This is a genomic window from Thermodesulfobacterium thermophilum DSM 1276 (genome assembly GCF_000421605.1).
Lineage (GTDB): Bacteria > Desulfobacterota > Thermodesulfobacteria > Thermodesulfobacteriales > Thermodesulfobacteriaceae > Thermodesulfobacterium > Thermodesulfobacterium thermophilum.
This window is the reverse complement of record NZ_ATXI01000039.1, coordinates 1-1,785: the sequence shown is the minus strand read 5'-3', so window position 1 is coordinate 1,785 and position 1,785 is coordinate 1. Positions and strand designations below refer to the sequence as shown.

Below are 1,785 nucleotides of genomic sequence, written 5' to 3'. Positions count from 1 at the left end.
TTGGAGTGGATAGCAGAGAGGACGTTGCCGTGGAGTTATCAGAAGGCACCGTACATTAAGAAGTTAGGTTGGAAGGGGATAGTGGATGGAGAGGGAACGAGTTTATACAGTGTGGGGCCGCTAGCGAGGTTTAACGTGGGGAATGGATTTGACACACCTGGTGCGCAGGAGGCGTATGAGGAGATGGTAGAGTTTTTTGGAGGGAAGCCTGTGCATAACATACTGGGTTATCACTGGGCGAGGGCGATAGAGTTGTTACATTGTGCGGAGAAGGTGAAGGAGCTTGCGTCAGACGAGAGTATCACAGCTCCTGACGTGAGGCAGGAGTTAGGTGAGGCATTAGGAGAGGGAGTAGGGATTGTTGAGGCAGCGAGGGGAACGCTTATACATCATTACAAGACAGACAGTAAGGGTATAGTAACTGACGCAAACATCATAGTTGCAACCACCCACAACAAAGGGTCTATAAACATAGCGATCAAGAGGGCGGCAGAGAATTTTATCAAGGAAGGAAAGGTAGATGAGGGAATTTTAAACTTGGTAGAGATGGCTTACAGGCCCTATGACCTTTGTCTTGCCTGTTCTACCCACACCTTACCTGGGAAGTTGCCTGTGCAGATAGACATCTACACCAAGGACGGAGAGCTGGTAAAAAGTTTGAGAAACTTTAAATAAAATTCAAATTTTCTGATCTCAATTAAGTAGGGGGATCTCCCCCTACTTTCTTTTAATCTATTGCTTTTAAAATCTTAAATTAAAACTGACAGGTTTTCAAATACACCTGTTCAAAAAGTGTCATTTAGGATAGCTCTTCATGTGTAAACTGTGTTTTGTATAAATATAAAAAGTAAAAATTTTAAAAAACAAATAAAAATGTTTAAATTTTTTAGAAAAGTTAAATAAAAAAAGGAAAAAATAAGAAAAAAAGCTTTTAAGTCTATTTGACTTTGATTATTAGTATTTTATAAATAAATAATGAAGGGACTAATAGAATATCAAAATAAGGGGGTTAGACATGCCAAAGGTTGGGGTTTATGTATGTCATTGTGGTGAGAACATTAAAGGTGGGCTTAATATCCAGGAGTTGGTAGAGTTTGCCAAAACATTGCCTGATGTGACAGTAGTGAGAGATTATTTCTTCATGTGTTCTGACCCTGGGCAGGAGTTGATCAAGAATGATATTAAAGAGGGTTTAGTTGACAGGGTGGTAGTTGCTGCTTGTACTCCAAGAACTCATGAGCCTATTTTTAGGGCAGCGGTAGAGTCAGCAGGTTTAAATAAATATTTTTGTGAAATAGCTAACATCAGAGATCAGAATACCTGGGCTCACTGGGGGAAGATTAAAGAGGCTACAGACAAGGCTAAAAGGATCATAAAAAGTGCGGTGGCTAAGGTCAGGTTAGCTGAACCTTTAGAGGACCGTTTTGAACCTATGGAAAAGTCTGTTTTGGTGGTAGGTGGTGGAATTGCAGGTATGTTTGCTGCTTTAGACTTAGCTAACATGGGGTTAAAGGTTTATCTGGTAGAGAAAAGACCTTCCGTAGGCGGGAACATGGCCATGCTTGACAAAACGTTCCCGACGATGGACTGCTCGGCTTGAATACTCACCCCCAAGATGGGCGAGGTCGCCCAGCATCCTAACATCGAACTTATCACCTATGCCGAGGTAGAGGACGTTAAGGGTTATGTGGGAAACTTTGAGGTTACCATCAGGAAAAAAGCCAGATATGTAGACTGGGATAAGTGTACAGGTTGTGGTCACTGTATGAACATTTGTCCTTCAAG

Annotated in this window: 2 protein-coding genes; both read left to right on the top strand. The window is 41.7% G+C overall.

Features of this window, described 5'->3' with window-relative positions:
• Positions 1–675: nickel-dependent hydrogenase large subunit (locus H529_RS0109410; RefSeq protein WP_028843183.1), on the top strand; the 675-nt coding region annotated here is incomplete at its 5' end.
• A 340-nt stretch (positions 676–1,015) separates the two neighbouring features.
• On the top strand, positions 1,016–1,785 hold a 770-nt coding region (locus H529_RS11050), incomplete at its 3' end, for an FAD-dependent oxidoreductase (RefSeq protein ID WP_155984479.1).